The sequence below is a fragment of the Polaromonas sp. genome, from assembly GCF_039930745.1.
Classification (GTDB): Bacteria; Pseudomonadota; Gammaproteobacteria; order Burkholderiales; family Burkholderiaceae_C; genus Polaromonas.
Genome location: NZ_JBDTTH010000004.1, coordinates 26,515 through 51,000, shown reverse-complemented (window position 1 = coordinate 51,000; position 24,486 = coordinate 26,515). Strand labels below are relative to the sequence as shown.

Below are 24,486 nucleotides of genomic sequence, written 5' to 3'. Positions count from 1 at the left end.
GGCGGACCTCACTTCACTTCGATGCTGATGGCGGCGCCGGTATCGGGCACCTGAATCGCGGCGTCGGAAAAAGCCGGCGCTCCCATGCGCCCGGCGGGCTTGCCCGAGAAGCCGTAAGGTTCGCTGGGGACGCCGATCATGTTGACGTTGAGCTTGCCGCTGTTGTCGCGGTCATGAAAAGCCGAGACGGCGTAGGTGCCGGGCGCGAGCCCGGCGAACACGACCTGGATCTTGCCGGTGGCATCGCGCTGCGCCGCGCCCACCGACCGGCCGCGCGCGACCTGCTTGGGAAAGGAGGCGGCCGAGTCGAACAGGCCCACCATCACCTGACCATCGTCGCTTTGCACGTTCTCGACGGTGATGGTCAGGTCACCGGCGTGCGCGGCGACCGCCGCCGCCAGCATGGCCGCCGCCGCGAGTTTGCGCGGGCTCATGGCGCACCCACCAGGGTTTGCTGGAAGAAGGCGGCGATGCGCTGGTAGCTGGCCATTAGCAGCTTGTGGTCGAAATTGGGCGACCGCGCGAAGCCGGGGACATTCGCAAGCCGCTGCGCGATCGAGTCGGGCCAGGGCGAGAGCGTGTCCAAATGGCCGGCGCCCGGCAGCACGCCCAGCGGCTTGCAGTTCGAGCACAGCGCCAGCACGCGGCCGGAATGGAACGCGGGCAACAGCACCTGGTCGGCCGAAGCTTCCACGATGGCCACCGGGATGGCGATGCCCTTGAGGCTGTCGGCGGTGAAGGCGGCGCCCAGCGGCACAGTGGCCGCAGCCGCGGCGATGCGGGCATCGCGCACCTGCGCACCGCCAAACAGCACCGGCGGCTGCGGAGTGACCGCTGCGCGAGCGTACTCGGCGGCACGCTGCTGGCGCTCGGCCGCCGTGCGCAGGCCGTAGAAGCAGAAGCCCGCGTCATCGACCAGGTGCGCGGCGCAGTGCGCGACCATCTGGTTCACGCTCCATTGGCCGCCGGCCAGCGCCAGCGCGGTGCCGCCGCCGGCCGACATGCCGTGCACTCCGACCTTGCTCGCGTCCAGCAGGGGCGCGAAGCGCGGGTCCGCCATCACGGCATCGATTGCCTTGCTGACTTCGCCGGGGCGCAGCTTCCACGACTCGGGGCCGCTGCGCTGCTGGTCTTGCCAGTTGTCGCCCTGGTGTTCGGGCTGGGCCACCACGAAGCCGGCGTTGGCCAGAGTGCGTGCCAGGTCATGGTCGCTCAGGGCGCTGCCGCCGGTGCCGTGCGATAGGACGACCAGTCGGCCGTTGCCGCGCGTCGGAGCCGCGTTCGGCGCTACCTGCAGGGTGAAGGGGCCCATGGCTTGGGCGCTTTCCTTCGCGGCGGTGGGATAGACCAGGGTAATCGGCAGGTTGGGCGCTTGCAGCGTCGTCATGCCGGTCTGGGCTATCGCCCGTTCGGGGGAGAGGAAGGCCAGCAGCGCGGCCATACAGGCGACGACGCCATGGAGAGGAAGGTAGTGCATAGCCATGCTTTTCACCACGGGTCCCGCTGCAGCTGCAGGCGGCTGCGCTCTTGCTGGACCAGCCGCTCGTGCAGGCAGGCCCCGCCAGTGACGAAGAACACCACGAAGCCATGGACCGCCAGGCCTATGCCCCAGCCGAAGGCCGGGAACATCGCCCAGTGGCGCTCGCTCATGGCGGACAGGCCCGCCAGCAGGAGGTTGACGATGATGAAAACGGTGGCGTGGATATACCAGCCCATTTTGGCGCTCGCGCGCTTGCGGGCGAGTTGTTCGAGATGTTTGTCTTGCACGGTTGACGCGTTCATGATGATCTCCTTTTTCAGGCGTTGAGGACGGGAAGGACCGGGCCGGCTGCGGGCCGTAGCGCCAGGCGAACCAGACGGATGGCACGGCCGGCAAAAATGCCGCTGAATACGCCGTAAAGCGTGCCTATGGCCAGGCTGAAGTTGGCGTGGATCTTCAGTTCCGGGTGCATCGCCAGGCTGACGCCAACGGCGTATTTGGTCAGAAAGATGCCCATGATCAGCACCATGGGAACCCAGCTTCCCGGAAGCTGGAACTGGCGGGTGGCACTGTCGTAACGGGCGCCAGCCGGCAGGGGGAGTTGCGTGACCGCGAGCACCAGCAGGGTGCCGGCGGCGAACCAGCTGCCCAGCACGGCCGGCGAGGCGCCGAAGGCCGAGATGGTGCCGTACAGGGAAAAGGCGCCCAGGCCCAGAGGCAGCAGTGTCACACGGGTGAGGCCGGCGCTGCGGCTGCGTGTCTGGCTGAGGCCAAGCACCAGCAGTGCGGCCAGCAGGCCCCAGACCCATAAGGGGGTGTTGATGAGGATTTGAGCAATCATGGGTGTTCCTTGAGGAGGTTGGTAGGTTGGGGAAATCAGTCCGAGCCACTGGCCGAAAACCAGGTTGCCAAGGTAGCGGCCGGGCAGCAGGGTGAAGGCACCCGCCACCCCGCAGGCGCCGATGTAGAGGCGCTGCATGGTTTTGCGGTGGCCGTCGATGTTGCCTTTGGCCAGAAACCAGAAGGCGAGGAAAAGCATGCCGTATACCACCGGGACAAGCAGGTGGATGGGCGTGTAGCCGTTGATGTTGGGCAGCCGGAAGTCGCGGATGAAAATGGCGGAGGTGGCGGCCACCAGCATCAGCGTCACCCACGCGTAACCCGAAGCACGGTGCAGTTTGGGCCGCTGGGTGGCGCCCTTGCGGGCCCAGATGGCGACCGGGCCAGTGGCCAGGGCGCCAAGAGTGGCAGTCAGGTGAACGGCAATAAGAGGCGACATGTCCATGGGGCTTCTCCGGGAGTGGATGAAGCGGACTGTGCCCAAGCGCCGCTGCCGCGGCGAGGGCTGTGCGACGAAATGCAGAAAGCGGGGCGCGAGTTGCGCCCTGCCGGCGCGAAACGCAGCCCGAAAAGTCGTTTGTTCGGGGCCCGGAGGGGCCAAGGCCATGAATTCCTGAGGGGCAAGTTCTCAAGTCTGTAACGAGCTGTAGTCGCAAGGCCGACATGAACCAGAATTTCGGCCGCAAAGCCGGTCAGGGGTGCAAACGGCGCCAACAGGCTGCGGCGATAATCCCCCCTTACTTTCTGGAGCATGAGTGGACATTGCATTGCTGATCAAGGCGGCCGTCATGGGCGTCGTCGAGGGTTTGACCGAGTTCCTGCCCATTTCTTCCACCGGCCACCTGATTCTTGCTGGCGCGCTGCTGGGTTTTGACGACGACAAGGCCAAGGTCTTTGACATCGCGATCCAGACCGGCGCCATTTTTGCGGTGATCCTGGTGTACTGGCAAAAAATCCGCGATACGCTGGTGGCGCTACCGACGGAGAAACAGGCGCAGCAGTTTGCGCTCAATGTGTTCGTGGCTTTTGTGCCGGCCGTGATCCTGGGCCTGCTGTTCGGCAAGGCCATCAAGGCCAACCTCTTCACGCCGGTCGTGGTGGCCAGTACGTTCATCATCGGGGGATTCATCATCCTCTGGGCCGAGCGGCGCCAGCAGGCCAACCCGGCAACGGCGCGCATCCATGAGGTTGAGGCCATGACCGTGATGGACGCGCTCAAGGTCGGTCTGGTGCAGTGCTTGGCCATGATTCCTGGTACCAGCCGCAGCGGTGCCACCATCATCGGCGGCATGCTGCTGGGCCTGTCACGCAAGGCCGCGACCGATTTTTCCTTTTACCTTGCGATTCCGACGCTGATAGGTGCCGGCGTTTACAGCCTATATAAAGACCGCGCCCTGCTGTCGGTGGCGGACTTGCCGATGTTCGGCGTCGGCCTGCTGTTTTCCTTCATCAGCGCCTGGTTGTGCATTCGCTGGCTGCTGCGTTACATCGCCACCCACAGCTTTGTGCCATTTGCCTGGTACCGGATTGCCTTTGGCATCGTGGTGCTGGCCACTGCGTGGAGCGGGCTGGTGGTCTGGTCGCAATAAAAACTGTGCGTCCGGAAAAATAGGGGGACCGTCATGAGCTGGTTTCGAAATTTTTCTGCCTTTCTTTTTGGTCTGCTGCTTGCACAGCTGTCGCACGCGGGAGGTCCGGTATCCATCCTGTCGCAGGACGGAAAGCTGCAGATTCCCGGCCACTGGTTCGACGCAGGCGACAAGGACCCGCGGCCTGTCGTCATCGGCTTGCACGGGTGCGGCGGCGGGCTGGACAATAAAGGCAATTTCGCTGAACGGCTCTTTCGCTATGGAGGGTACTTCAACGCGGAGCGCATGCACTTCCTCGCACTGGACAGTTTTACCCCGCGCGGCCAGAAATCGATTTGCGAGACGCCCAACAAGCTTCGGACCATCCATGAAAACGACAGGCGAGAGGACGTGTTCGCTGCCATCGACTGGCTGGTAAAGCAGCCGTCTGTCGATGCTTCCCGCATCGTGGTCCTGGGATGGTCGCACGGTGCGCAGACGGTGCTCAGCACCCTCGACGCCACGGACAAATACGTGCAGGCGCAGAAAGTGCAGCCACGCGCCGCCGTGGCTTTTTACCCTGGCTGCCTGCGTAACAACAGGATGTGGAACTATGAAGTCCATGTGCCGCTGCTGATCATGATTGGTGAGCTCGACGACTGGACACTGGCTCCGGAGTGCGTTACCTTGCATGGGCGCTTGCAAAAGAGCAAGGCGAATGCGCCAGTGGAATTGGTGGTCTACCCCGGCAGTTACCACGGCTTTGACGGTCCTGGCCCCGTCAGGCAAATGGAAGGCCTGGGCAACACCAAAACCGGCAAGGCCACGGTAGGCGGCAACCCTGCGGCGCGGGAAGCGTCGCATGCGCGCATGTTTGAGTTTCTCTCGGCGCAACTGGACCAGCCATTGCTGCTGTCGCACGCCCAGCGCTTTAGAGGACATCACTACGCGGTGCCGTCGGTTTCGGGCTTTGCAGCGGCCGATGACACGGCTGCCGTGCCGCTCAGCGACGCCGGCAAGGCGCGTTATGCCCACTTCCGTACCTTGCCGTCTCCCAAAGCCTTTGCCGTGACGGAAAAGGGCGGCTGGTACTTCAACGCAGGCGAGCCCGAGGCGATCGCGACGACCTTCCAGCAGTGTGCGAGGGCGAAATCAAGATGCTGGCTGTATGCGGTAGACGACCAGGTGGTGTGGCAGCCCGATGTGGCGACACGTGCCGATGCCGCCAGTGTGCGGCGGGTGGGCGCCGGCGCTTCGAGATAATTTTTTCTGGCGGCGCGAGGCCTCCGGTCATGACTGCATGTCCAGCAACGCGGCTTCGATGGCGGCCGCCGTGGCCACCGGTTTTTCCATCGGAAACAGGTGGCTGCCATCGAGCATCATGATGCGGCCCTTGGTGACCTGTTCGGTCATGGCCATGCCGACCTGCTTCATCTCCGCCGACTGGCGGCCGCCGATAAAGGCGACCGGGCATTTCAGCGGATGGCGCTTGAGCAGGCCTTCCAGGTTGTGCGGCAGGGTGTTGTAGATGGCGGTTTCCACGTCGCGGTCAAAACTCAGCTGGCGCTGGGTGCCATCCTCGCCTTGGGCGTCGTGGGTGCCATGTTCGATATAGTCGCGCAACACCTGTTCGTCCCAGCGCGCAAAGGCCTTCTTGCTGCGGAAATGCGTCAGCACGTCGTTCAGCCCCAGCCATTGGTGCTTGCGCTTGCGGCTGATGGCACCCGGGGAGATGGAGCCCACCAGCTGGGCACGTTTGGCCACACTGAGCGCGGCGGCGCGCCAGCCGCCGAGAATCGGTGAATCAATCAGCAACACCCCGCGCACCGGCTGGCCGCCCAGCACCGGGTTGCGCGCGGCGCACATCAAGCTCAAGAAGCCACCCAGGGAATGACCGACAAGAAAAGCCGGCTGTCCGGTCTTTTCAACCTGCTCGCTGGTGAAGTCAGCCAGCTGCTGTACCAGGTGCGGCCAGTTGCTGGTGACCGGGTAGCGTGGGTCGTGGCCGAATTTTTCGATCGCCTTGACCTGGAAGCCGCGCGATTTCAGGCTCTGGAACAGCACGCCGTAGGTGCTTGCGGGAAAGCTGTTGCCGTGGGAGAAAACGATGAGGGGCTTGGGAGAAACGGGCACGGGGTCAGATCAATTTTTCTTCGGGCGAAGTGATCTTTTTCAGGGGCTGATTGCGCGTGAGCGGCGTCAGAAGCGGCACCTGGGTTTCGCCGCCGGTCCACATCGGGTCTTCAATGCTGTCGAAAACCTCGCGCAGCTTTTTGCCCCAGTTGTTGTGCAGCATGCGGAAGTAAGGGTTCTCGTGGTCAATGCAGACCACCTTGTCGCTTTGCAGCGAATTGACTTCATACACCACCATGTCCAGCGGCAGGCCGACGGACAGGTTGGACTTGAGCGTCGAGTCCATGGACACCAGTGCGCACTTGGCGGCTTCGTCCAGCGGTGTTTCGGGTGTGATCACGCGGTCGAGCACGGGCTTGCCGTATTTGGATTCGCCGACCTGGAAGTAAGGCGTCTCGGGGGTGGCTTCAATGAAGTTGCCCGCCGAATAGACCTGGAACAGGCGCATACCTTCGCCGCGGATCTGGCCGCCGAAGATCAGCGAGACATTGAACTCAACGCCCGCGTGTTTGAGGTCGTCCGCATCGCGCTCGTGCACGCGGCGTATGGCCGCCCCCAGCACACGTGCGGCGTCGAACATGCTCTTGGCGTTCCAGATGGTGATGGGCGGGCCGCCGTCGGGGTCCTTGAGCTGCTCGACCTGCAGGATTTCTCGCACGGACTGGGAAATGGACAGATTGCCCGCCGACAGCAGCACCATGAAGCGGTCGTCCGGCTTCTCATAAATGATCATCTTGCGGAAGGTACTGATCTGGTCCAGCCCGGCGTTGGTGCGCGAGTCAGAAAGAAACACCAGGCCGGCGTTGAGTTTGATGGCGACGCAGTAAGTCATGAAAGCGATGGTAGGTCAATCCGCTGCAGAAAGTTTTTTGAGTTGATAAAGGGCATCGAGGGCTTCGCGGGGGCTCAGGGCGTCGGGGTCGATGCCATGAAGCGCTTTTTCCACGGCACTGGGTTCGGCGGCAGGCTGCTCGGGCGGGGCGGCAAACAGGTCCACCTGCGCGCGGCTGGCGGTTTGCTGGGTCTCCAGCGCATCGAGCGCATGCCGCGCATGGTTGACCACGCCAGCCGGCACGCCGGCGAGTTTGGCCACGGCAATACCGTAGCTCTTGCTGGCCGGGCCGGGTTCGATGTGGTGCAGGAACACGATGCTGGCGCCGGACTCGACCGCACTCACATGCACGTTGACTGCCGCATGGTGGCGGGCCGGAAACTCGGTCAGCTCAAAATAGTGCGTGGCAAACAGCGTGAAGGCCTGGGTTTTGTTGTGCAGATGGGCGGCAATGCCGCCGGCCAGTGCCAGACCGTCGAAGGTGGAAGTACCGCGGCCGATTTCGTCCATCAGCACCAGCGAGTGCGGTGTGGCCGCATGCAGGATTTGCGCGGCCTCGGTCATCTCGAGCATGAAGGTCGATTGCGCGTTGGCCACGTCATCGGCCGCGCCTATGCGTGTGTGGATGGCGTCGATGGGCCCCAGGCGGCAGGCACCGGCCGGCACATACGAGCCGACGCTGGCCAGCAGCACGATGATGGCCACCTGGCGCATGTAGGTGGATTTACCGCCCATGTTCGGGCCGGTGATGATCTGCATGCGGCTCTTGCCGCTCAGCCCGCAATCGTTGGCAATAAACGAGCCGCCTGTGGTTTCGGCCAGCCGCGCTTCGACCACCGGGTGTCGGCCCTGGGTGATCTCGATGCAGGGCTCCTTCACAAACAGCGGAGCCGACCAGTTCAGTGTGAGTGAGCGTTCGGCCAGCGCGCACAACGCGTCCAGCGAGGCCAGCGCACGCGCCAGGCGGGTGAGGGTGGGAACAAACTGCTGCAGTTCGTCGAGCAGTTGCTCGTACAGCCATTTCTCGCGGGCCAGCGCCCGTTCCTGCGCCGACAAGGCCTTGTCTTCAAAAGCCTTGAGTTCGGGCGTGATGTAGCGCTCGGCATTTTTCAGGGTCTGGCGGCGCCGGTAGTCGTCGGGCACCTTGTCGAGCTGGCCCTGTGTGACTTCGATGTAAAAACCGTGCACCTTGTTGAACTGCACGCGCAGGTTGGTGATGCCGGTGCGGGCTTTTTCGCGGCCTTCCAGGTCCAGCAAAAAGTCGTCGCAATTGGTCTGGATGGCGCGCAGCTCGTCGAGGTCGGCATCGCAGCCGTGGTTGATCACGCCGCCGTCGCGGATCAGCGCGGCAGGTTCGTCCAGCACATAGCGGCCCAGCAGTGCCTCGCAGGCCGGTGGTGCCTGCAAATCTTCCAAAATAGTGGTCAAAAGTGCCGGTAGCCCTTTCTGGACGGGCGCGAGCAGCTCTGTTTTTTGTAGCGTGCAGCGCAGTGCCACCAGCTCGCGCGGGCGCACCTGGCGCAAGGCAATGCGGGCGGTGATGCGTTCGACGTCGCTGCAACCCTTGAGCCCGGTGCGTATTTTCTGCTGCAGGCCACCGTCGCGTAGCGCGGTGATGGTGTCGAGGCGCGCCTGTGCCTGGGCGCGGTCGCGACGGGGGTTGAGCAGCCAGCTTTTCAGGGCGCGGCTGCCCATGCCGGTGCTGCAGGTGTCCAGCAGCGAAAAGAGGGTGGGGGAATCCTCGCCGCGCAGGGTCTGGGTCAGTTCCAGGTTGCGCCGCGTGGTCTGCGGCAGCTCGATCAGCTCGCCGGAGCGCACGACCTGCAGGCTGTGCACATGGGACAGGGCGCGGCCCTGGGTGTGCTCGGCATAACCGAGCAGCGCAGACGCCGCGGCGTGGGCCTCAGGGAGGGCTTCGGCACTCCATGAAGCCAGCGAGGCCACCTGCAGTTGTGCCAGCAGCCGGCGCGCACCCAGGGTGGCATCGAACTGCCAGGCCGGGCGGGCGCTGACGGCGCAGCGCTGGGTTTTCAGGCGCTGCTCAAAAGCGGGCGTGACATCGACGTTGTAGAGCAGCTCGCTGGGCGCAATCCGCGCGATCCAGGTCTCGATCTCGTCATTTGCGCAGTGCGCCAGGTGGATTTCGCCCTGGGTGACGCTGAGCCAAGCCAGGCCGCAGGTATTGCGCAGGCCCTGGTGCACGGCCAGCAATATGGATTCAGTCTTGTCGCTGAGCAATTCGGTATCGGTCAGCGTGCCCGGTGTCACCACCCGCACGACCTTGCGCTCGACCGGCCCTTTGGCCGTGGCGACGTCGCCGACCTGCTCACAGATGGCGACCGATTCTCCCAGCTTGATCAGTTTGGCGAGGTAGCCTTCCAGCGAATGAAAGGGCACGCCGGCCATGACCACCGGCTCGCCGGCTGACTGGCCGCGCCGCGTCAGCGTGATGTCGAGCAGGCGCGCGGCTTTTTCGGCATCCGCATAAAACAATTCGTAAAAATCACCCATGCGGTAGAGCAGCAGGGTGTCGGGATAGTCCGCTTTCAGGCCCAGATACTGCTGCATCATGGGCGTGTGTTTACCGTTGCCGGCGAGAACCGGGTCGGTGATGTCGGGAGGTAGCGCTGGATGGTTCACTGGTTCTCAGGCGATGGCGGTAAATGACTGAATACACGGGTGAACTCAGCGCGGCGGCGGGGAGCCAGCAGGGGCGGGAAAATAATAGCACTTGCCGCCAGGTCGTCGCCGGACCACGCGGAAAATTGGCCGGAGACGTGGATCAAGAAGCACTGCTTGGCCGCCCACGCCGCTTCGAATCCGTGAAACCAGACATTTCACTACAAAAAGAGACGGTTTCGCGACGTAAACTTGCCGGGTTGCCCCTGACAATGCCCGATAACAGTGCAGCAGGCCGCCAGCGGTCTGCGGCGAGCTCGAAAACTCCATCAAGGAAACCCATGCCCGAGCTGAATTCACCGACTGCTTCATCATCTCCCACAGCCTTTGGCGAGTGTGATGTCCTGGTCATTGGCGGCGGCCCCGCAGGTTCAACCATAGGTGCATTGCTGGCGCAGCGCGGCCACAAAGTGGTCCTTCTCGAAAAAGACCACCATCCGCGCTTTCATATCGGCGAATCCCTGCTCCCGGCCAACCTGCCCCTCTTTGAAAAACTCGGGGTCGCCGATGCCGTCCGGGCGATCGGCATTGAAAAATGGGGCGCCGAATTCGTTTCTCCCTGGCACGAGAGCAAGAGCCAGACCTTCCAATTTGGTGAGGCCTGGGACAAGTCCATGCCTTTTTCCTACCAGGTGCGGCGTTCCGAGTTCGACGAAATCCTGATTCGCAATGCCGCGAAGGTAGGCGCCGAAGTGATTGAAGGCTGCCGCGTGCGCGAAGTTGCTTTTGCGCCCGGCCACAGCGGTGCCACTGTGTATGCCGAACACGAAGACGGCGGTGCCCGCCAGTGGCGCGCACGCTTCGTGGTTGATGCTTCGGGCCGCGACACCTTGCTGGGCAAGCAGTTCGATATCAAGCGGCGCAATCCCAAACACAACAGCTCGGCGCTGTATGCCCACTTCACCGGTGCCACCCGGCATCCGGGGCAGGATGAAGGCAACATCACGATTTTCTGGTTTGACCATGGCTGGTTCTGGTTCATCCCGCTGGCCGACGGCGCTACCAGCATCGGTGCGGTGGTCTGGCCGCATTACCTCAAGAGCCGCAGCAAGCCCGTGAAGGATTTTTTCCTCGACACGATTGCCCTGTGTCCCGCGCTTGGCGAGCGGCTGGCCCATGCGACGCTGTCGTCTGAAGTCGAAGCCACTGGCAATTTTTCCTATGTCTGCGAACGTACCCACGGCCCCAGCCACCTGATGATCGGCGATGCGTTCACCTTCATCGACCCGGTGTTTTCGTCGGGCGTCATGCTGGCCATGCAGGGCGGTTTTGTCGGTGCCGAGACGGTGGACACCTGCCTGCGTGAGCCGGCCAAAGCCGCCGCGGCGCTGGCGCATTTCGACCGGGAGGTACGCAAGGGGCCGAAAGAGTTTTCGTGGTTCATCTACCGCGTGACCAACCCGACCATGCGCGATATGTTCATGGCGCCGAGCAATGTATGGCGTGTCAAGGAAGCCCTGCTGTCCATGCTGGCGGGCGACATTTACGGCAAAACGCCGATCTGGCGTTCGCTGGCCGTGCTCAAAGGCATTTTTTACGTGGCCTCCATCCTGAACTTCAAGCGTTCGTGGCAGGCGTTGCGCCTGCGCAAGGCTAACATCCGCGTGGTCGAGGATGCGACGCCGGCCGCGCGCTGACGGCGCGCAAGGCAGTTGTATGGAAAACAAGTCGAATGTCCTTCTGAACGAGCCGCTGGCGCTGCCCGTGCGCCGCAGGGCCTTGCATGAAGCAGTCCGGCTGCACCTGGGCTACCTGTTGCTGGGCCTGATGTCTCTGGTTGTGACCTTGCTGGCGTTTCCGATGCGCGCGATGCTTCCGCGCTTGATGAGCAGGCGGATAGGCCGTCGGCTGGTGAGCCTCATGACACGGCGCTACCTGCGATTCCTGGTGCTGATGGGCGCCTGCCGCTTCGACCTTTCCGAGCTGGATGCATTGCGGGATGAACCAGCCATGGTCATTGCCCCCAATCATCCCTGCCTGCTCGATGCCTTGATGATCCTGTCGCGCCTGCCCGGCGCGGCCTGCGTCATGAAGGCGGAACTCGTTAACAGCGTGTTTTATGGCGCGGGCGCGCGGCTGGCTGGCTACATACGCAATACGCCATTGCGCACCATGGTTCATCTGGCGGTGGATGACCTGCAGCAGGGCAGCCATTTGCTGCTGTTTCCGGAAGGCACGCGCACCACGCGTTTCCCTGTGGGCTCTTTACAAGGCACCACGGGGTTGATTGCGAAAAAAGCCGGTGTGCCAGTCCAGACCGTTTTCATCGAAACCAGCTCCGGCTTTCTGGGAAAAGGCTGGCCCTTGCTGCATGCCCCTAAAATGCCCATCACTTACCGGGTTCGCCTCGGCAAGCGTTTTGACCCGCCGCAGCATACCGCGCGTTTTGTCAGTGAGCTCGAGCAGTATTTCCAGACCGAGCTGGCGCACGCGCAGTTGCCCGGTTTTCCAGTTTCACTGCCACCCTGATCCCAGGGCCTGGCTTTATTTTTCGCCAGGTTCCAGCGATGACTGTTCCCATTCCGAGCGCGCACCCCACCCATCTGGTGCTGATACCCAGCTACAACCCCGGCCCCAAGGTCTACGATACCGTTCGCTCGGCACGCGCGCAGTGGACGCCGGTCTGGGTGGTGGTGGATGGCAGCACCGACGACAGTGCCGCCGGCCTGCGGGCCATGGCAACCGAGGATGAGGGCCTGCGCGTGATTGTGCTGCCACACAATGTCGGCAAGGGCGCTGCGGTGCTTCATGGCATCGAACTGGCAGCGGCGCAGGGCTTCACGCATGTGTTGACCATGGATTCGGACGGCCAGCATCCGGCGCACCTGATTCCGCAATTCATGGAAGCATCCAGCGCGCAGCCTGCTGCCATGGTGTTGGGGCTGCCGGTGTTTGCCGCCGATGCACCCCGTATTCGCGTGAACGGGCGCAAGCTGTCAAACGCCTGGGCCGACCTGGAAACCTTGTGGGCCGGCATTGGGGACTCGCTGTTCGGTTTTCGTGTTTATCCGATAGCACCGCTGCAGCGTGTCATGCACGGCCAGCGCTGGATGCGTCGTTTCGACTTCGACCCCGAGGCCGTGGTGCGCATGTGCTGGCTGGGCATCAAACCGGTTAACCTGCCGGCTACCGTCAAATATTTCAGGCCGGACGAAGGCGGTGTGTCGCACTTCAACTACCTGCGCGACAACCTGCTGCTGACCTGGATGCACTCGCGCCTGTTTCTGGGCTTTGTTCTGCGCCTGCCAGTGCTGCTGGCACGGCGGCTTGGCCGGCAGCAAGGAACTTCACCCAAGGCGTAGTTGGCGCCGGATCAAATGAGACCGTGTTTCCTGGCCCGGTAGGCCAGCTTTGCCCGTGTCGTCTTGAGCTGCCGTGCGGCGGCGGATAGGTTGCCTTGAGATGCGGAAATTGCCCGCTGCAGCATGTCGCGCTCGGTTTGATCCAGCGACTGCGGTAATGGCGCCGCGTTTGATGGCGCCGCTGTAGCGGCCACGGATGCGGAAAAATTCAAGGTGCCCGAGCTTCCCTGCATCCGCAGAGTCATGATGTCCGCATTCAGGGCTTCCCCACCCGTAAACAGATGATGAACATCGATCAATCCGTCGGCATCGGCGGTGATCACGGCTCGCTCGATCAGGTTTTGCAGTTCACGAATGTTGCCTGGAAAGTCATAGTTCAGCAGCGCCCGCACCGCCGCCTGGGTGAAGCCGCCGGCATTGCAGCTGTGCTTGTGCCGGTAATGGTTCAGGAAGTGGGTCATCAGCAGGGGAATGTCGTCGCGCCGCTGGCGCAGTGGCGGCAGGTGGATGGGGAAAACGTTGAGGCGGAAGAACAGATCTTCCCGAAATCTGCCGTCCCGCACAGCCTGACGCAAGGCTTCGTTGGTGGCAGCCACCACCCGCACATCCACCGCAATGCTGCGTGTTCCGCCCACACGTTCGATCTCGCCTTCCTGCAGGGCGCGCAGCAGCTTGCCCTGGGCGACCAAGCTAAGCGCACCGATCTCGTCCAGGAAAAGAGTACCGCCGCTGGCCCGTTCGAAGCGGCCCGGCCGCGAGTGGCTGGCCCCTGTGTACGCACCTCGTTCCACGCCAAAGAGTTCGGATTCGACCAGGGTCTCCGGGATGGCGGCACAGTTCACGGCAATAAAAGGCTGATCTTTGCGCGGGCTGATCTTGTGCAGCATGCTGGCAAATTTTTCCTTGCCAACGCCTGACTCGCCCGTAAACAGCACTGTGGCGGAAGTTCGTGCCACGCGGCTGAGCTGGTGGCAGGCGGCATTGAATGCGGACGAAGCACCCACCATGGCATCGCCCGCGGGCGCGTCGGCGAGTGGAAGCTCGGCGGCACGGGGGAGCGGGCGCGCATAGGCCGCAGTATCGACAAACTCCCTGGCGTTCAGATAACGCATGTCCTGTTCGATATCGTCCCACTTGTCGGCCGACTTGCCCACCACACGGCAGTGCGCGTCACCCATGGATCGGCACATGGTTTCGCGAAAGACAATAAGGCGGCCGAACAGCGTGCTGACGTAGCCGGTGGCATAACCCACCTGCATCCAGCAGGCCGGTGAGCCGCCAATTCCGTAGGCGGCAATGTGTTCATCGTCTTCGCTGGAGTTGTGCCACAGGAATTCGCCCTCGTAACCGCTGGTGTCCGGGTCGTAGGTGACGCTCACCAACTCAACTTTCACCACACCTTCCAGCGCATGCAGGCGTGTGCCTGCGATGGCCGCCGCCAGTGGATCGGCGTCGGGCCAATGCTTGCGTACCAGTTGGGCATCGCGGGCACCACTGACGTAACCCGCGCGGGTAAAGAGGCCTCTGGCCTTTTCAACACCCAGACTGTCGATCATTTCGCGCCGCATGGAGCCTAGCGCTTCGGTGTGCAACAAGACCATGCGCTGATCCTGCAGCCAGATGCGGCCGTCTCCCGGTGAAAAGAAGAGGCATTCACCGATGTCCGCAATTGTTGGATGCGTATCGCCGCCGATGTGGGTACTGGCAAAACCGCCCAGGGCCTTGGTGACCGACGCACTGTCGAAGTTGCCCAGCGCGGCACCCGTCACCCGGGCCACGTCGACGAGGGAGATGCGATCCGATGCGCGCATGGTGTTGCTCCTTGATTTGCTCAATTGGTGAAATTTGTTTCGACTTTATAACCATTTGATAAAAAAATAATGAGTAATTTCCATGTGCTGCATTGCAGCAATCGCACCTAGGGTATGTCCTGATTTTTCAACTGAAAAAGAGCATGCTGCAGCGCATCAACCGGGTCTTTGCGCGGGTCGCTGGTACATGCATTGCGATAGAGAAGCACGACGAGCCAATGTGGCGAGCTGATCAAACAACCGGAAGGACAAGCAAATGGGTGCATCGGACGCAATGGTATTTCTGAATTTTTCTGCATCGGCACACGCGCCTTTGGGCGGCGGAGAGCGCAATGTGGTGGAGCCTGCAACTGGGCAAGTGATGTGCACGGTGGGAATTGCCAATGCGGCCGATGTGGCCACTGCCACGCAGGCGGCGGCAAACGCGCAAAAAGCCTGGGTTGCCATACCGCCTCGTGAAAAAGCCGAGGTCTTCCGCCGCGCCGGTGCCTTGTTTCAGCAGCATTTCGACGAACTTGCGCTGTACGCCACGCGGGAAACCGGCGGCATCCTTCCGAAGGGACAGCATGAGATCCGTGAAGCCATCACGATTTGCCATCTGGCGGCCGCCATGCCTTTGCAGCCTCAAGGTCAGGTCCTGCCCAGCGTGCCTGGGCGCATCAGTATCGCCCGCCGCATGCCGCACGGCGTGGTGGGCGTTATTTCACCGTTCAACTTCCCATTGATCCTGACACTTCGCGCCGTGGCGCCGGCGCTGGCCGCCGGCAATGCCGTGGTGATCAAGCCCGACACCCGCACGCCGGTGACGGGTGGCCTGATGATTGCGCGCATTTTTGCGGAAGCCGGTTTGCCCAAGGACTTGTTGCAGGTTCTGCCCGGCGACGCCGAAGCCGGCGAGGCTTTGGTCACCGACCCGCTGGTGCCGATGATCGCCTTCACCGGCTCGCCCGCGGTGGGCCGGCGCATCGGTGAACTCGCTGGCAAACACCTGAAGAAGGTGTCGCTTGAGTTGGGCGGAGCCAACTCGCTGATCATTCTGGACGACGCCGACCTGGATGTTGCGGCCAGCAACGCTGCCTGGGGCGCCTATCTGCACCAAGGGCAGATCTGCATGGCTTCGAACCGCATTCTTGTGCATGAAAGCATTGCTGCCGCCCTGACACAGCGCCTGGTTGCCAAAGCCACACATCTTCCGGTGGGCGATGGTGCCAGCGGCCAGGTGGCCCTGGGGCCGCTTATCGATGCGAAACAGCGCGACCGCGTGCATGCCGTGGTGCAGGACAGCATCAAGGCGGGTGCCAGGCTGGAAGCCGGCGGCACTTATGACGGCCTGTTCTACAAGCCAACGGTGTTGTCGGGTGTCAAGCCCGGTATGCGTGTGTTTGACGAAGAGACTTTTGGCCCGGTGGCCAACATCGTCACTTTTGCCACCGACGAGGAAGCGGTTGCGCTGGCCAACAACAACACCGGCAGCCTGGCTTCCGCCGTCATTTCTAAATCTGTTGGCCGTGCGATGGCATTGGGTCAACAGCTCAAGTCCGGCATGGTCCACATCAACGACCAGACCGTCAATGACGACTGCGTCAACCCCTTCGGCGGACCTGGCATCGCGGGCAACGGCACCAGCGTGGGCGGCCCATCCGACTGGGAGGAGTACACGCAATGGCAGTGGATGACCATCAAGGACACCGCGCCGATGTTTCCGTTTTGAACCGCACTTTTTCGATCCACTACTTCAAGGAGATCCCATGAATCCACATGATGCCATTTGCCTCCCTCTCACCGAGGGGGCTGTATGAGCCTGCACGGAAAGACCATTGTTGTCACCGGCACATCGTCTGGAATCGGTGCCGAGGTGGCCCGGCTTGCACGCTTTCACGGTGCCAAAGTCATTGGCATGGACCGCAACGACCCTGGCCTGACGCTGGACGGTTTCGTCAAGGCTGACCTGGGAATCGTCGCAGCTATCGATGCCGCCGTGGCCCAGTTGCCAGCGCATGTTGATGCGCTTTGCAATATTGCTGGCGTGCCGGGCACGGCAGATGGCGACCTGGTGGCCCGTGTGAACTACCTGGGCTTGAGGCATTTGACGGAGAAAGTGCTGGCGCGCATTCCACGTGGCGGCAGCATTGTCAACGTAGCTTCCATTCTCGGGGCCGAATGGCCGCTGCGGCTGGACCTGCACAAGGAACTGGCGGCGGCGAGGAGTTTTGAGGCAGGTGCTGCCTGGTTGCGCGACCACCCCGTGCCGCACGCTACCTGCTACCAGTATTTTAAGGAAGCCTTGATTGTCTGGAATGCCACGCGATCGCAAGAATGGTTCATGGGCAAGGGCGTGCGCATGAACTGCGTGGCTCCTGGACCGGTGTTCACGCCGATCCTAGGTGACTTCGTCACCATGCTTGGCCAGGAACGGGTCCAGGCGGATGCCCACCGCATGCTGCGTCCCGGTTTTGCCGATGAGATCGCGCCCGTGATTGCCTGGCTTTGCAGCGACGCGGCGCGCTGGGTCAGCGGCAGCAACATTCCCGTCGATGGTGGCCTGGCCTCGACCTACCTCTGAAGCACTTCAAAAAATAAACACTGACCCACGGAGACATCATGAAACACATTCTTGCAAAAACAGCCATGACAGCGCTGCTCGCACTGGCGGGCACCGCACACGCCGATATCACCGTTGGTGTGAGCCTGTCGCTGACCGGGCCGCTGGCCTCCTTGGGGCTGCCGATCAAGGCCTCGCTGGACCTTTGGCCCGAGCGCATTGCGGGCGAAAAGATCAAGCTGGTGGTACTTGACGATGCATCCGACACCACGGCTGCCGTCAAAAATACGCGCCGCCTGGTCATCGAAAGCAAGGTCGATGTGCTGCTGGGCTCCTCGGGCGTGCCGGCGGTGCTGGCCATGGCTCCGGTGGCTTCAGAGGCCAAAACTGTGCAACTGGCTTTTGCACCGGCGCCGCGTCCCGGTGGCAAGGACGACTGGACCTTTCCCTTGCCGCAGCCCGTGCCGCTGATGTCCGATGCCGTGGCCAGCCGCATGGTGGCGGACAAGGTCAAGAGGGTGGCTTTCCTGGGGTGGAACGAGGGTTATGGCGAAATGTGGCTGCAGGCCTTCACCGCCTCAGCGAAGAAAGCCGGGTTGGAGATCATTGCCGCCGAGCGCTTCGCGCCACAGGACACCGCCATTACCGCGCAGGCGCTGAAGGCTATTGCGGCCAGGCCCGATGCAGTGCTGATTGTGGGCGCCGGCTCGGCCGCTGCCATGCCGCAGATCAACCTGCGCGAGCGCGGCTGGAGCGGACCCATCTACCAGACCCATGGAGCGGCCTCACCCGACCTGGTGCGCGTAGGCGGCAAGGCCATGAATGGGGCCATCCTGCCAGCGGGGCCCGTACTGGTGGCTGAGCAACTGGCCGCCAGCAATCCGATCAGGCCGGTAGCGATGGACTACGTGAATGCCTTCGAAAAGGCCCATGGCGTCAACTCGCGCACGCAGTTCGGGGCGCACGCCCACGACGCGCTGAAAGTGCTGCAACGCATCGTGCCGCTGGCCTTGAAGAAGGCCAAACCGGGTACGCCGGAATTCCGCCAGGCGCTGCGCGATGCGCTGGAGAGTGAAAAGGAAATCGTCATTTCGCATGGCGTCCTTAATTTCACGCCGGCCGATCACATCGGCTTTGACGAACGCGCAGCCGTGATGTTGAAGATCGAAGGCGGGCAGTTCGTGCTGCAGCGTTGAAGTACCCCCCCGACCCATTGGAGAAACCCGAATGAATGCTGTTGTCAATTCCGTGCTGGAAACGGCCGCCATGGACCCCGCCCTGGCCGGTTTTTTGGCCCAGGCCGCTGCCCAGGGTCATCCGCCACTGGAAAGCCTGCCGCCTGTGGTGGCACGGCAGATTTACCGTGATCTGGCCGGTGCGTTGGGTTTGCCGGCCCCGGCCGTAGGGAAGGTGGGCGACACCACTTTTTCGGGGCCGGGCGGGTCCGCTGCCCCTGCGCGTGTACAGCCCCGACACCACTGGCCCATGGCCTGTGCTGCTGTATGTGCACGGCGGTGGCTTCGTGATTGGCGACCTGGAAACCCATGACAAGGTCTGTCGCACCCTGTGCAATCACGCGGGCATGCTGGTGGTGGCCGTGGACTATCGGTTGGCACCGGAGCATCCCTTCCCCGCCGCGACCGACGACACCGAAGCCGCGTTGCGATGGGTGCTGGCGAACGCAGCCACCTGGGGTGGCGATGCCGGCCGTATCGCTGTGGCCGGTGACAGCGCTGGCGCGCAACTGGCGCTGGTGGCCGCGCGCCGTGTGCGTTCGGCGAACGTCCGCGCATTGGGACTCATCTACCCGGTGGCACAACACCCTGACGAATCCAGCGCGTCCTACCGCGAGAACGGTGAAGGAAAATTTCTCACCACCGGGGTCGTGCGATGGTTCATGGCCAGCTATCTGGGCGGTCGGGCCGAGGCCGTGTACCACCCGGACTATGCGTTGTTGGGCTCTGCGGGGCTAGAGTCACTGCCTGCGACCTGGGTCGCCACCATGGGCCACGATCCACTGCGCGACGAAGGGCATGCGCTGGCTGAAGAGCTGGCCTCTGCCGAAGTGGCTATGACACACCGCCACTATCCAGAGGCGATACACGCATGCATTCATTTCACGGCGGTTTCACCCATCGGCTTGCAGGTCATGACGGAGCTGGCGCAGTGGTTGCGCGAGCAGGTCTGAGCAGGCGCCGGACGTGCGCCTGCTTTCCTGGGGGCTGGGGGGTGGGGCAGCTTTCTCAGCCGGGTTTGATCGCCTGGTATTCGGAAAACACGCCCACTTCCAGGTGCTGCCTGACCTGTACCAGCCCGGCCGCGTTCAGCGTCGCCATGACCTGCTCCGGAGGAACGCAGGCTTCTATGCTGTCCCAGTAGTAGCGCCAGATTGTCGCGGTGTCCTTCTGCCGGGAAACCAGACGTGTCAGCAGCGGTATCACGCTTCGCATATAGGTTTTGAGCAGCCACCGCCCTGGAGCGGTTTTGGCCTGCGTGATTTCAAGGATGCACAGGCGGCCGCCGGGCTTCAGCACCCGCTGAAACTCTGCAAACGCCACCCCCAGGTCGCTGATGTGGCGAAGCGCGTAACCCATGCTCAGGAAATCAAAGTGGTTGTCCGGGAAAGGCAATGATTCGGCCCGGCCCTCGGTCAGCACCATGGTCCTGGGCAGTTTGCTGGCCGCCATCATGCCGGGGCTGGGGTCGACGCCGGTCACCAGAGCGGGATCACCGGCCAGCAGGCAGGCCTGCGCGGCAACCAGACCTGTGCCAACGCCTACATCGAGCACACGCATGCCCGCTTTCAAGCCACCCCGGATCAGGGCCTGACGCCTGTAGCGGGAACCTGTGCCCCACGCCAGCATGGCCTCAATGCGGTCGTAGTCGGCCGCAGTCGTGTCAAAAATCTTGCGCAAATACGCTTGTCGGTCCTGCTCGGTCTGGTAATAGTCGGTGAGCGGATGGTGGGGAGCATGGGCCGCAGGGATGGGCACGGAAGTTTTCATGGAGTTGTTACCTTTGAACCTGGAGCGGCAGTTGGACACGCCCTGGAATGGCCGCCATGGGCATGCGTTGGCAAGGTGCGTTGAAAAGCAGGTGGATGCCTGCCGGGAAGGATAAAAAGGGAACTACTTGAAGGTCATTGCCCTGAACGCCGAATTCACAAGTCTCTGGCGTTTTTTTTTTGGTGTCAATCGGACAAGGGCCCGACAGCGGGTCAGATCATGCCGCCGTTGATGGAAATAACTTGCCCGCTGATATAGGCTGACCGTTCCGAGGCCAGAAAGCCGACCAGGTCGGCCACTTCCTCGGCCTTGCCGGCGCGTTTCATCGGAACCATGCGATCGATGACGTCCTTGCTGAAGGCACCCTGGGTCATGGCGGTATCGATGATGCCCGGCGCCACGGCATTGACTGTGATGCCGCGGCTGGCCACTTCAAGTGCCAGGGATTTCGTGGCCGCATGAAGGGCGCCCTTGGCCGCCGAGTAGTTCACCTGGCCACGGTTGCCGGCTACCGCTGCCACCGACGTGATGGTGATGATGCGGCCCCATCGGGTGCGGATCATCGGCATGGTCAGTGGCTGAGTGACGTGGAAGAAACCATTGAGCGATACATCGAGCACGCGCTGCCACTGGGCCAGCTGCATGCCGGGAAACACGGCATCGTCGTGGATGCCGGCATTGTTGACCAGCACCTGGATGGCGCCTTCTTCGAGCAGCGCCTCCAGAGCTGCGCCCGTCGCTGCCGCATCGGTGACGTCGAAAGCCACAGCCTGCGCCAGGCCGCCCTGAGCCGCGATGCCGTCGGCGACTTCCTGCGCCTTTGCCGGGTGGCTGTTGGCGTGAACGATGACGTGAAAGCCATCAGCCGCCAGCCGCCGGCTGATGGCGGAGCCGAGTCCGCCGCTTCCACCGGTGACCAGTGCGCGTTTGGGGGTTGATGTCATGGAGATGCGCCTGCTGCTGCAGTTTGTTGTGTTGATGGGGAGAGCGCAAGCGCCGAGGCGTCGAGCACCACCACAGCTCGTCCGGCGAGCAGATCCTGTTCACCGGCTTGAACGCTGAAACTATAGAGAATGGTGTTGTCGTCCCCTGTCAGCCGGTCGGCGCGGATGGTCAGTGGGCCATCTATGGTGTCCAGCCGTTCGACCCACAAGGTGACACTGCGCACGCTGGCCAAGTAGCCGGCGCGCGGCGGTGTGTTTTCAGCACCTTCGCCAGCCTGGGCCTGGGCCACCAGGGTGCCGTGCACGGCCATGGCCTGCGCTGCATATTCAATGCCGCAGGCCGCCCCCAGGCGGTCGTGGGCCCGCAGGGGATGGTCGGGTGCGCGGTGGCTGCTGGCCTGGCAAACAATATGTTGCGCGTCCCAGGTGCTGACGCTATCGAGCAGGCACATGGCACCCTGATGGGGAATGCGACGTGCAATATCCGCGTGCTGCAGGGTGCATGGAAGATGCGCCGGTATCAGCACGGAGCCACCTGCACGGCCAACTGCAGGCCATCAAGGTAATCGAGCACGATGTCGCCCGCATTGTGCGTGGCGACACTGCGCAGCAGCGGCAGGCAGCGCGCCGCGGGAATACCCGTGCGCAGGTGTTCCAGTGCACTGTTTGCCATAACGGTGGCACTGGCGCCTGTCAGGCAGGTTGACGGCGCCAGTGTCCACTGGGCGAGGCTGCGCTCGCTACGCTGGGGTGCCAGCACCAGCGCGGTGCCGAATGTGTCAGACAGGGGGCGCACGCTGCGCAAGGGTTCGGGGTAGTCGGTGTCATAGGCGATCAGCAGCACCGCGGTCTGTTCCACCACTACCTGGGTCATGGCTTCGAGTAGACCGGCAGCAAAACTGGCGTCATAGGCACACAGCACCGAGGAGGTGGCCATGGCCCCGCTTGAAATGCTCCAGTAGCCGGAGGAGGCGTTGTGCACCGAGTTGTGGAAACGCGTGGGAGAAATCAGCTTGTCGCCCGATGCCAGGGCGCTGCAGATTTCATGGCAATTGATGGCGTCGCCGCTGGACGATGAAAAAACCGAGGGCAGGTCGGTCGCAGCGCGGCCTGACGCCGTCACCGCTTCCTGGCCGACCGCCAGCGACACCTTGACCACGGCGCCTGCGCGCCTGCGTTCTGCCGCGGGCAGGGCCATGGGCAGTGGCAGCACGCAGTGCGCCGCTTCATAAGGGGCGCGGTCCGCCAACTGGTTGCTGCCGGTTTCCCAACCCGACAAACCGGGCCCCAGCAGGCCAATGCCTTCGACAAAAACCGTGAGAGGCTGTGCAGTGGATGGAGGTGTCATGGGTGTTCTATCCGGCACGGCCAAAAACCAGGCTGCAGTTGGTGCCGCCGAAACCAAAGGAATTGCTCAGCACGCGGGTCACGGCGTCGTCACGATTTTCCAGCAGGTAATTCAGGGGCAGCGCCGGGTCCAGCACTTGCGTGTTCAGGCCTCCGGGCAACAGGCCATTTTGCAGGGCCAGCGCGCTGATCACGGCTTCGACACCGCCTGCGGCGCCCAGGGTGTGACCGGTTGCGCCCTTCGTGGAGCTGCAGGGCGTGCCGGACCCGAACAGCGCGACCACGGCTTTGGTTTCTGCCGCGTCGTTGCTTGGTGTGGCGGTGCCGTGCAGGTTGATGTAGCCGATATCCGCTGCGGCCAGCCCGGCCATATCCAGGGCGCTCTGCATCGCCATGCGCGCGCCCAGGCCTTCGGGGTGGGGCGAGGACATGTGGTGGGCATCGCTGGATTCACCCACACCCAGCAAAAGCACGTCCTTCCCGTCCAGGTGTTCGGGTGCCCATTCGAGCAGAGCGAAAGCGGCAGCTTCGCCGATGGAAATGCCGTCGCGTTCTGCGTCGAACGGCCGGCAGGCCCGGGTGGACGTCAAGCCGAGGGAGTTGAACCCGTACAGGGTCGTCAGGCACAGCGAATCCACACCGCCGACGATGGCCGCGTCAATCAGCCCCGCAGCCATCATGCGGCGGGCCGAAGCAAACACTTTGGCGCTGGAAGAACAGGCCGAGGACACCGTCATGGCCGGGCCTTCCAGCTGGAAAAATTCACGCACAAAAGAAGTGACGGAAAAGGAGTTGTGCGTGGTTGCATACTTGAAGCTGTCGGGCAGTTTGCCCGTCACGGGATCAAGCTGGCGGTAGGCCATTTCAGTTTGCAGGATGCCGGAAGTGCTGGTACCGAGGAACACGCCAATGCGCTTGCGCCCGATGCGCGAAGCCAGGGCCTGCACGGCTTCGTCAAAGTGGTCTTGCCGCAGGCCGAGTTGGGCCAGGCGGTTGTTGCGGCAATCGTAGGCCTGCAGTGCCGCAGGCAAGACTTCGTCGTCCAGGCCTTCCACGGTGCCTGTCCATGTGGCCAGGTCGACCGAATCGAAATCACAGGGCTGGAGTCCGCTGCGCTGCGCTTGCAGCGCGGCCAGGGTCGGCTGCAGGCCCTGCCCAATACAGCTTGTTGCAGTGAAGTGGGAAAGCAGAAGGGGTCGCACAGTGCCGGGGGGTAAGCTGGATGATGAATTCATGGTAGCAAACGCGGGGATAACCGCTCAAGCGGCTGGCAGGCGAGCCACCAGCAGTACATTGGCAAAAGGGGTGCCCTGGCTCATGGCTTTGGCTTCAACCGTGAACCCCAGCTTTTGCAACACCGTTTGCCACTCGGCGATGGTACGGCAATGCAGCGTTCCCAGGCGATGACCGCGCAAGGTGGTCACCACATAGTCAACCCAGTTGCTGATGGCAAAGGGCAAGCCGGCGGCGGCATCGCCCACACGCAACAACAACACGCCACCGGGTGCCAGAGACCGGCGCACGCGCTGCAGCACTTCGTCCTGCGCGGCAACCGGAACGTAATGCAGCACATCCAGAATCACCACCGCATCGGCTTGATCGAACTCGGTGCGGCACATGTCTGCCTGCAGGAAGTGGGCATGTCCTCCGCGGACGGCACCGGCCAGGGCACGTTCCGCCCGTTCGACATCGTGGGCCATCAGCTCAACACCCCGTACATGAGATGCCGAAGGCGCGGGCAGCCAGGCAACCGGCCACTGGCCGCGCGCGGCGCATGTTTTCGCGGCGAGCAGCCAGGAGGTCAACAAACCCTGGCCGCAGCCGATGTCCAGGATGCGTGAGCGGCCGGCCAGCAGGCCTGCGGCCAGCAGATGGACAAACACCGGATCACCGCCGAGCTTGCCGCGGGCAAACATCCAGGTGAAGAGTCCGACCGGCTTGTAGGGCGCCGCAGCCAGCGAGATGAGTTTTTTGATGAAAACGGAAGGCGTGGGATTCATGAC

22 protein-coding genes and 2 pseudogenes are annotated in these 24,486 nt (G+C 63.0%); 9 read left to right on the top strand and 15 right to left on the bottom strand.

Annotation, left to right across the window (positions count from 1 at the left end; translation table 11 throughout):
* Positions 1 to 8 precede the first annotated feature (8 nt).
* From ABI660_RS02720 to ABI660_RS02700, 5 genes and pseudogenes are all read right to left on the bottom strand, one after another.
* Positions 9 to 434, bottom strand: a complete 426-nt coding sequence (locus ABI660_RS02720; protein WP_348064690.1) for a DUF2141 domain-containing protein — start codon at positions 432 to 434, stop codon at positions 9 to 11.
* Entirely contained in the window at positions 431 to 1,483 is a 1,053-nt protein-coding gene (locus tag ABI660_RS02715) for a dienelactone hydrolase family protein (RefSeq protein WP_348064688.1), read from the bottom strand. Before ABI660_RS02715 ends, ABI660_RS02720 begins: the two co-directional genes overlap by 4 nt.
* 5 nt (positions 1,484 to 1,488) lie before the next feature.
* Complete coding sequence (locus ABI660_RS02710; RefSeq protein ID WP_348064686.1) at positions 1,489 to 1,782, bottom strand: 2TM domain-containing protein; 294 nt, start codon at positions 1,780 to 1,782, stop codon at positions 1,489 to 1,491.
* A 14-nt stretch (positions 1,783 to 1,796) separates the two neighbouring features.
* A pseudogene (locus tag ABI660_RS02705) lies at positions 1,797 to 2,315 on the bottom strand (DUF6622 family protein); the annotation flags it as partial.
* 39 nt (positions 2,316 to 2,354) lie between these two features.
* Positions 2,355 to 2,765: pseudogene (locus ABI660_RS02700) on the bottom strand (DUF2306 domain-containing protein); the annotation flags it as partial.
* Positions 2,766 to 3,075: 310 nt separating this feature from the next.
* Here ABI660_RS02700 and ABI660_RS02695 point away from each other — a divergent pair.
* Both ABI660_RS02695 and ABI660_RS02690 read left to right on the top strand, forming a co-directional pair.
* The gene (locus tag ABI660_RS02695) at positions 3,076 to 3,909 is read left to right on the top strand and encodes an undecaprenyl-diphosphate phosphatase (protein WP_348064684.1); all 834 of its coding nucleotides are present in this window, start codon (positions 3,076 to 3,078) and stop codon (positions 3,907 to 3,909) included.
* Between the two features lie 33 nt (positions 3,910 to 3,942).
* Positions 3,943 to 5,151, top strand: a complete 1,209-nt coding sequence (locus tag ABI660_RS02690; protein ID WP_348064682.1) for a dienelactone hydrolase family protein — start codon at positions 3,943 to 3,945, stop codon at positions 5,149 to 5,151.
* 27 nt (positions 5,152 to 5,178) lie between these two features.
* Here ABI660_RS02690 and ABI660_RS02685 read toward each other — a convergent pair whose 3' ends face one another.
* The 3 genes from ABI660_RS02685 to mutS are packed head-to-tail and all read right to left on the bottom strand — an operon-like array spanning position 5,179 to position 9,424.
* A complete protein-coding gene (locus ABI660_RS02685) occupies positions 5,179 to 6,021 on the bottom strand; it encodes an alpha/beta hydrolase (RefSeq protein ID WP_348064680.1) in 843 nt (280 codons plus the stop codon).
* A gap of 4 nt (positions 6,022 to 6,025) precedes the next feature.
* The gene (locus tag ABI660_RS02680; RefSeq protein WP_348064678.1) at positions 6,026 to 6,853 is read right to left on the bottom strand and encodes a proteasome-type protease; all 828 of its coding nucleotides are present in this window, start codon (positions 6,851 to 6,853) and stop codon (positions 6,026 to 6,028) included.
* 15 nt (positions 6,854 to 6,868) lie between these two features.
* Positions 6,869 to 9,424, bottom strand: a complete 2,556-nt coding sequence (gene mutS, locus ABI660_RS02675) for a DNA mismatch repair protein MutS (protein ID WP_348064847.1) — start codon at positions 9,422 to 9,424, stop codon at positions 6,869 to 6,871.
* A 389-nt stretch (positions 9,425 to 9,813) separates the two neighbouring features.
* On the opposite strand from mutS, the gene ABI660_RS02670 reads away from it, so the two are divergent.
* The 3 genes from ABI660_RS02670 to ABI660_RS02660 are packed head-to-tail and all read left to right on the top strand — an operon-like array spanning position 9,814 to position 12,834.
* A complete protein-coding gene (locus tag ABI660_RS02670; RefSeq protein ID WP_348064676.1) occupies positions 9,814 to 11,169 on the top strand; it encodes an NAD(P)/FAD-dependent oxidoreductase in 1,356 nt (451 codons plus the stop codon).
* 19 nt (positions 11,170 to 11,188) lie between these two features.
* Positions 11,189 to 12,001: a lysophospholipid acyltransferase family protein gene (locus ABI660_RS02665; RefSeq protein WP_348064674.1), complete on the top strand. Its 813-nt coding sequence runs from the start codon at positions 11,189 to 11,191 to the stop codon at positions 11,999 to 12,001.
* 38 nt (positions 12,002 to 12,039) lie between these two features.
* Complete coding sequence (locus tag ABI660_RS02660; RefSeq protein ID WP_348064672.1) at positions 12,040 to 12,834, top strand: glycosyltransferase family 2 protein; 795 nt, start codon at positions 12,040 to 12,042, stop codon at positions 12,832 to 12,834.
* Between the two features lie 11 nt (positions 12,835 to 12,845).
* Here the strand turns inward: ABI660_RS02660 and ABI660_RS02655 are convergent, their stop codons facing one another.
* On the bottom strand, positions 12,846 to 14,645 hold the full coding sequence (locus ABI660_RS02655) for a sigma 54-interacting transcriptional regulator (protein ID WP_348064670.1): 1,800 nt from the start codon (positions 14,643 to 14,645) through the stop codon (positions 12,846 to 12,848).
* 256 nt (positions 14,646 to 14,901) lie between these two features.
* Between ABI660_RS02655 and ABI660_RS02650 the strand changes: the two genes are divergently transcribed.
* The 4 genes from ABI660_RS02650 (at position 14,902) to ABI660_RS02635 (ending at position 19,375) form a co-directional block, all read left to right on the top strand.
* The gene (locus tag ABI660_RS02650) at positions 14,902 to 16,356 is read left to right on the top strand and encodes a benzaldehyde dehydrogenase (protein ID WP_348064668.1); all 1,455 of its coding nucleotides are present in this window, start codon (positions 14,902 to 14,904) and stop codon (positions 16,354 to 16,356) included.
* 84 nt (positions 16,357 to 16,440) lie between these two features.
* Positions 16,441 to 17,208, top strand: a complete 768-nt coding sequence (locus tag ABI660_RS02645) for a coniferyl-alcohol dehydrogenase (RefSeq protein ID WP_348064666.1) — start codon at positions 16,441 to 16,443, stop codon at positions 17,206 to 17,208.
* Between the two features lie 38 nt (positions 17,209 to 17,246).
* Entirely contained in the window at positions 17,247 to 18,383 is a 1,137-nt protein-coding gene (locus ABI660_RS02640) for an ABC transporter substrate-binding protein (protein WP_348064664.1), read from the top strand.
* A 263-nt stretch (positions 18,384 to 18,646) separates the two neighbouring features.
* Complete coding sequence (locus tag ABI660_RS02635) at positions 18,647 to 19,375, top strand: alpha/beta hydrolase (RefSeq protein WP_348064662.1); 729 nt, start codon at positions 18,647 to 18,649, stop codon at positions 19,373 to 19,375.
* 55 nt (positions 19,376 to 19,430) lie between these two features.
* On the opposite strand, the gene ABI660_RS02630 is transcribed toward ABI660_RS02635, so the two are convergent.
* The 6 genes from ABI660_RS02630 to ABI660_RS02605 all read right to left on the bottom strand — a co-directional run bounded on the left by ABI660_RS02630 (position 19,431) and on the right by ABI660_RS02605 (position 24,483).
* Positions 19,431 to 20,192, bottom strand: coding sequence for a class I SAM-dependent methyltransferase (locus ABI660_RS02630; protein ID WP_348064660.1), 762 nt, complete (start codon positions 20,190 to 20,192; stop codon positions 19,431 to 19,433).
* Positions 20,193 to 20,404: 212 nt separating this feature from the next.
* Positions 20,405 to 21,136 (bottom strand): 3-oxoacyl-ACP reductase FabG, encoded by a 732-nt coding sequence (fabG, locus tag ABI660_RS02625; RefSeq protein ID WP_348064658.1) that lies wholly within the window; start codon positions 21,134 to 21,136, stop codon positions 20,405 to 20,407.
* Positions 21,133 to 21,588, bottom strand: coding sequence for a 3-hydroxylacyl-ACP dehydratase (locus ABI660_RS02620; protein ID WP_348064845.1), 456 nt, complete (start codon positions 21,586 to 21,588; stop codon positions 21,133 to 21,135). The genes fabG and ABI660_RS02620 overlap by 4 nt, the downstream gene beginning before the upstream one ends.
* A 68-nt stretch (positions 21,589 to 21,656) precedes the next feature.
* Entirely contained in the window at positions 21,657 to 22,484 is an 828-nt protein-coding gene (locus tag ABI660_RS02615) for a beta-ketoacyl synthase chain length factor (protein ID WP_348064656.1), read from the bottom strand.
* 7 nt (positions 22,485 to 22,491) lie between these two features.
* Entirely contained in the window at positions 22,492 to 23,685 is a 1,194-nt protein-coding gene (locus ABI660_RS02610) for a beta-ketoacyl-[acyl-carrier-protein] synthase family protein (RefSeq protein WP_348064843.1), read from the bottom strand.
* Positions 23,686 to 23,742: 57 nt separating this feature from the next.
* Positions 23,743 to 24,483, bottom strand: a complete 741-nt coding sequence (locus tag ABI660_RS02605; protein ID WP_348064654.1) for a class I SAM-dependent methyltransferase — start codon at positions 24,481 to 24,483, stop codon at positions 23,743 to 23,745.
* Between the last annotated feature and the right edge of the window lie 3 nt (positions 24,484 to 24,486).